Here is a 5,884-nt window from a genome sequence, read left to right on the forward strand (position 1 = left end):
CTCCCCCGGCTGGCCCTCCCCCCGGTGCCGCCGTAGCCGCCGCCACGCTGCCGGGTGCTGCGTGTCTCGCCGCTGAAGGCGGCGGCGGACGCCGAACGCAACCTGCGGGCTCCGCTGCCGGGCCGGGACCCCCGGGCGCCGCTGGCCGGCACCGGCCAGGCCGCCATCCGCTTCGGCCGGCCGGAGCCGGTGATCACGGTCGGCATGGGCACCGGCGACACTCCCGCCACCGAGCGCAGGGCGTTCCTGCGCACCCCGTCGGACATCCTGGTCACCACCCCGGAGTCGCTGTTCCTGCTGCTCAGTTCCACCGCGCGCGATTCACCGCCGGGGGTGCGCACGGTGATCGTGGACGAGGTGCACGCGGTGGCGGGCACCAAGCGCGGCGCGCATCTGGCCCTGTCCCTTGCCCGGCTGTTCGCGCAGCCTGGAAAGCCGGTACAGCGGATCGGCCTGTCCGTGACGGTCCGGCCGGTCGGGGAGGTGAGCACCTTCCCCGCCGACGAGCAGCCGGTCGAGATCGTGCGGCCGGCGAACCGGAAATCGGTCCGGCTGCGGGTGGAAGTCCCGGTCGCGGACATGGCCACGCCCGGGGAGGGCACCGCCGAGGTGTCCGGCTCGGCGGCGGGCTCCGGAGCGGCGGTCGTCCATCTGGCCGTAGGAGTCGGCGGGGTGCAGTAGGACGTCGTTCCTGAGCGGTGCCAGGCGCACGGTGGCGAGGCTCGTTCCTTCCCGGTCCGCGATGTCCTGGAGCGACAGGTGGTCGTGCTCCGCTCACATCTTGCTGACTCTCGTGCCGGCTGGTTCGAGTACGGCGTGACGATCGGTACCGACCACCGGCGCAAGGGCTACGCGGTTGAAGCCGTCGTACTGCTGCTGCGCTTCATGTTCGCCGAGCGGCGCTATCACAGGTGCCAAGCGCGGATCTTCGCCCACAACGAAGCGTCGCTGACACTTCACCGGCGGCTCGGATTCACCGAGGAGGGCCGCCTCCGTGACCATGTGTTTGTCGCCGGTCAGCACCAGGATCTCGTCATGATGGGCATGCTCGCTGACGAGTTCTTCCAACGGCACTCGATCAGCGAGCCGTGAACTGATCGTCCAACAGTCTAGGCCGAACACGGCTCGAACGACGCGCTGTTCGCGCCGTGCGATGCGTTGTTGTACACCGAAGGGCCGGTGCGGACGCCGGTCGATTCCGGGTGCGGCATTCGCGATGCTGGTTGCTGTGTGTGGCGATCAGGCCGGGGCATCTGTGATCGACTTCAATGTCGCGTGTGTAGCGACTACGCGCATTCGGAGGATCTCGTCGTGATCCGCCCCCCGTCCTCGACGGACACCCGGTAGTACGCCACTACTTCGGTGCCTGGAAGCCGCCGATCTTCTGCTCGAGCAGTTCGGCCAGCCGCAGCGGGGTGCGGTCCTCGAACATCGGACCGATGAGCTGCACTCCCACCGGCAGACCCTCGGGCGACCGGCCCGCTGGTATGGCCGTGGCGGGTAGACCGGGCATGGTGGCCAGGCCGGCCCAGACGAGCTGGTCGAAGTACGGGTACTCGACGCCGTCGATGTCGAGACGGCGTGCCCTCGGATCGGGGTTGTGGTCGTGCGGGAACGCGGGAGTGGGCGTGATGGGACACGCCACGGCGTCGAACTCGGCGAAGAGCTGCCGCCAGCCGTGGCGGTGGAGCTCGCGACGGCCGTTCGCCTCGATCCAGTCGCGGTGGCTGAGCACCATGCCGCGCAGCCGCGCCGCATCGAGACTCTGGTCGTCTGCGCCCAGTCCGGCGGCGCGGGTCCGCAGCTGCTCGTACGCTTCGACGGGAAAACGCGCAACGAGGCTCGAGAACAGCAAGTGCGTGTAGAGCATCGCGGCTTCGGTCAGATCGGGCAGCAGCGGACTGTGCCGTTCGACACGGGCGCCGCCGTCGACCAGCGCGTCGGCCACCCGGTTCACGCCCGCCCGCACAGCGGACCCGGTCGGAATGAGCGGATGCTCCTCGAGGACCAGGACCCGGAAGTCGCAGAGCCGTTCGTGGCGCGCGGTCGGCAGCGTCAGGTCGTGCGCCACACCGAGCGTCAACGGGTCCGGTCCGGCCATGACGTCGAGCAGGAGCGTGAGGTCGCGGGCAGTGCGCGCCATCGGACCGACGACGGCGAGGTCAACGTCGGCCGGCAAGGCCGGCGCGGACGGCGGGACCATACCGCGGCTCGCCGCCAGCCCGAGTGTCGGCTTGTGTGCGTAGACACCGCAGAAGTGTGCGGGGGTGCGCAACGAACCGGCGATGTCCGAGCCGATGGACAGCGCGCCGAATCCGGACGCCAGGGCCGCCGCTGATCCGCCTAAGGATCCACCTGCCGTGCGACCGTGATCCCACGGGTTATTGGTGGTGCCGTAGATCTCGTTGAAGCTCTGCACATCTTGCAGTCCGAAGGGCACATTGGTCTTACCCAGTACCACCGCGCCTGCGGCCTTGAGCCGCGACACCTGCACCGCGTCCTCGGCCGGCATGTAGTTCTGGTATTGCGGCATGCCCCAGGTCGTGGGCATACCGGCGATGTTGTAGGACTCCTTGACCGTCACCGGAATGCCGAGCAACGGCTGGTCCTCACCGCGGGCGCGCGCCTGGTCGGCACCGCGCGCGGCGGCCCGTGCACGGTCGAAGTCCGGCACGCAGATCGCGTTGATCGCCTTGTCGTCCCGCTCGATACGGGCGATCGCCTCGTCGGTCAGTTCCGCCGAGGTCACTTCACCGGCACGCAAAGCACGCGCAAGTTCTTCGGCCGTCTGAAAATTCCTCTCCATGAATCCGACCGTACCGGCCTCCGGAACAGGCCATGAACTGCCGCTTTGCGCAACGGGGAAACGGGACGCTGCGACCACATCTCAGACAGGGCCTTACAACTGCTGACACAATGAGGTGGATCGGCCCTGATCGCCCGACCCGAGGCGGGAGTTGAGCGTTCGTCAGATGATTCGCATGTTCACTGGCCCAAGGGGGATCGCTCCGCCTGGTGCGGGGTGGGGCGATCTGTCGGACATGGAGTGGGCGCGGCTGGATATGCACCTTCCGAAGAACGTGGTGCGGGCCGGGCGCTGGAAGAGCCACCGCACCATCATCAACGGCATCAGCCTCCGTCAGCGGACAGGCATCCCGTGGCGGGACTTGCCTGTGCGGCCCCGCAGTTTTGATCGCAGTCCTGGACCATATCCGCGTTCTCCGCCCGACCGGCGGGCATCCGCGGACACGTCCGGATTACCTGTGCGGCGACAAAGGCTACAGCTCGCGCCGAAACCGGAGGTGCCTGCGGAGGCGTCAGTTGGGGCACACAATTCCCGAGCGCTGGGACCACGCCGTGGCCACCAGGTGCGACAAGAGAGCATTCGTCATTCATGGCACGGTCACTGGTGCCGCGATCCGGCTGTGGATCCGTCAGCGATCCGTCGGCAGCCCGTAGCCGCCCTCGCACCAGAGGATGCCAAGGTCACGGGCTGACCTCATCGCTTGATGGCGTATGCCTGAGCACGCAAGCTGCGAGGTCTGATGCGCAAGACCAAGCCGAATGCCGCGACCCCTGCCCGATTTCGGGCAGAATCATAGAAGTTCTCTGGCTTCCGGCCTAAGGTGACCGGTCGTGATCACCTTGGATGCGATAGAGACGTTCACCCTGATAGTGGGGCTTCTCACGCTCACTCCCGGACTGGATACCGCCCTCATCCTGCGCACCGCGGCACTCGGGCACCGGCGTCGCGCCTGGGGTGTGGTCCTCGGCATCCAGAGCGGCACGCTGGTCTGGGGCGCGCTCACTTCGCTCGGTGTCACCGCGCTTCTGACGGCATCCCACCTCGCATACGACACTGTTCGTTGGAGCGGAGCCGCGTATCTGGTGTGGATGGGCGGCAGGCTGCTGTGGGAGACCTGGCACCGCTCGGCGAAAGAGAGCCCGCAGACAGCGGGAGCCGGCGACACGACCGGGACCCGGACCGTGGCCGAAACCGAGGCCGGGAGAGGCGCCGGCGATACCCTGCTCGGCGGCTGGCGCCAGGGGATCGCGACCAATCTTCTCAACCCGAAGATGGGCGCCTTCTACGTTGCCGTGCTCCCGCAGTTCATCCCCGCCGGCGCCTCGCACATTGCTCTAGGCGTACTCCTGGCCGGTGTGCACATCCTCCTGGCCGTCGTCTGGGCCTGCGCGCTGATCGCATTCGCGCACGTGCTCCGAGACCGTCTGCAACGGCCTTCGGCCCGCCGCTACCTCGACCGCATCACCGGCACGGTCATCGCCGCCTTCGGCATCCGGCTCGCGCTCGGGCAGTGAGGCGGCTGTCGACGCACCGCAAGACCACCCGGGGTCGCCGCCCAACCCCGTATCACCCGAAGCGAAAGGACATCTGCATGTACGCGCTCCCCAGCAGCACCGAGGCAGTGGTCTTCGACTGCGACGGCTTGCTGGTCGACACCGAAGCATGCTGGACCGTTGCGGAAGCGGCCATCTTCGCCGCGCACGGCCATCCCTTTGGTCCCGAACAGAAAGCCCTCGTCATCGGCCGAACCGTGGAGGCAGCTGGAGATGCCATGGCCCAATACCTCGGATGCCCCGGCTCCGGGGCCGAACTCGCCGCCGAGCTCCTCGAAGGAGTCCGCAAGGAGCTTTCCCGAGGCGCCACAGCCCTCGCCGGGGCGGCAGAACTGGTGAACGCCTGCCGCGCAGCCGTGCCCATCGCCGTAGCCAGCAACAGCCCCCGGGAACTGCTGGACGCGGCACTGTGGTCGGCCGGCCTCGCCGACTGCTTCACCAAGTCGTTCGCCGCTGACGAGGTACGTACCCCCAAGCCCGCACCGGAGCTCTACCTCACGGCGTGCGAGACACTCGGTGTGGCCCCGAAGCGTTCCGTCGCCTTCGAGGACTCGGCCACGGGCATCGCCTCGGCGCGTGCTGCCGGGCTCTACGTCGCCGTCGTACCGTCCCTTCCAGGCGTCGAGCTCGACCACGACTGGCTGGGAACCAGCCTGGCCGAGCCCGAATTGCAGGAGTGGGCCAGGGAACTGGGGCACGGCACTGCCTGCTGACCTGCCTTCTGTGAATGCGGGGCAGGTTCATCAGTGAGTTGACGAATGCTGCTCACGCCGAGCTGTTGGGGCGAGCCACGATGACGGGAGGCCCCCACTCACACGCCCTCGGACACCGCCTGGTTTCCGCATCCCTTGCCGCAGTCGTCGTCCTGGCACTTCTTGGCAGTCTGGGTGAGCGTCTCTGGGTTGCCGCTGTTGGACGGGTAGGTGGAGTCGCCGGAGTAGATCGCGGTGATGGTGTGGGTGCCTGTGGCCAGGTGCTTGAGAGTGAGTTCGGCGATGCTGCAGCTGTCGGTGCCGGAGCGCTTGAGTTTGGCCGTGCCTACGGTGGTGCCGTCGACGGCGAAGGTGACGGCGCCCGTCGGTCGGGGGACGCCCGGCCCGTCGGTGGTGGGGCAGACGAGGTCCGACAGGTAGACCGGTTCTCCCTGCTTTGAGGGGTTGGGGTGGGACTTGAGGTAGGTGGTGACGGGGGAGGGCAGTGTGTAGGTGATGGTGACGATTCCGTTTCCGGTGTTCGCGCCGGCGGTGAAGGTGCTGCCCGCTGGCCCGGCGCTCGATCCGCCACCACCGCCACCGCCACCCGAGAACAGCACGTTGGCGGAGGCGCCGCCACCACCGCCACCCCCATACACGCCGCCGGCTCCTCCACCGGCGGCATTGATCGACGCACCGCCGCCGGAGCCGCCGACGCCCAACTCACCGGGTTGGCCGTCGTCACCATTGCGGTTGATGCCGATTCCTCCGCTTCCGACCGTGCCGGGGGTGGTGGGGGTCGCACCGCCGCCCCCTTTCCACCGGTGGTGTCG

At 68.3% G+C, this 5,884-nt stretch carries 5 protein-coding genes and 2 pseudogenes; 5 read left to right on the top strand and 2 right to left on the bottom strand.

The annotated features are described in order from the left end of the window. Window positions 1-45 precede the first annotated feature (45 nt). Both AB0H32_RS46125 and AB0H32_RS46130 read left to right on the top strand, forming a co-directional pair. A pseudogene (locus tag AB0H32_RS46125) lies at window positions 46-585 on the top strand (DEAD/DEAH box helicase); the annotation flags it as partial. A 174-nt stretch (window positions 586-759) separates the two neighbouring features. After that, window positions 760-1,092, top strand: coding sequence for a GNAT family protein (locus AB0H32_RS46130; protein WP_361135037.1), 333 nt, complete (start codon window positions 760-762; stop codon window positions 1,090-1,092). Window positions 1,093-1,354: 262 nt separating this feature from the next. Here AB0H32_RS46130 and AB0H32_RS46135 read toward each other — a convergent pair whose 3' ends face one another. Then, entirely contained in the window at window positions 1,355-2,806 is a 1,452-nt protein-coding gene (locus tag AB0H32_RS46135; protein WP_361135049.1) for an amidase, read from the bottom strand. A 175-nt stretch (window positions 2,807-2,981) separates the two neighbouring features. Between AB0H32_RS46135 and AB0H32_RS46140 the strand changes: the two are divergent. The 3 genes and pseudogenes from AB0H32_RS46140 to AB0H32_RS46150 all read left to right on the top strand — a co-directional run bounded on the left by AB0H32_RS46140 (window position 2,982) and on the right by AB0H32_RS46150 (window position 5,072). Next, window positions 2,982-3,459 (top strand): annotated as a pseudogene (locus AB0H32_RS46140) (transposase). Between the two features lie 177 nt (window positions 3,460-3,636). Further along, entirely contained in the window at window positions 3,637-4,320 is a 684-nt protein-coding gene (locus AB0H32_RS46145) for a LysE family translocator (RefSeq protein WP_361135040.1), read from the top strand. Between the two features lie 77 nt (window positions 4,321-4,397). After that, window positions 4,398-5,072 (top strand): HAD family phosphatase, encoded by a 675-nt coding sequence (locus tag AB0H32_RS46150; RefSeq protein ID WP_361135043.1) that lies wholly within the window; start codon window positions 4,398-4,400, stop codon window positions 5,070-5,072. A gap of 98 nt (window positions 5,073-5,170) precedes the next feature. On the opposite strand, the gene AB0H32_RS46155 is transcribed toward AB0H32_RS46150, so the two are convergent. After that, window positions 5,171-5,884: Ig-like domain-containing protein (locus tag AB0H32_RS46155; protein ID WP_361135046.1), on the bottom strand; the 714-nt coding region annotated here is incomplete at its 5' end.

The organism is Streptomyces sp. NPDC020362 (assembly GCF_040642095.1).
Taxonomy (GTDB): Bacteria; Actinomycetota; Actinomycetes; order Streptomycetales; family Streptomycetaceae; genus Streptomyces.

Coding starts and splice junctions, on each gene's coding strand:
- AB0H32_RS46135 (WP_361135049.1), bottom strand. CDS start 2,806: ATGGAGAGGAATTTTCAGACGGCCGAAGAACTTGCGCGTGCTTTGCGT.
- AB0H32_RS46150 (WP_361135043.1), top strand. CDS start 4,398: ATGTACGCGCTCCCCAGCAGCACCGAGGCAGTGGTCTTCGACTGCGAC.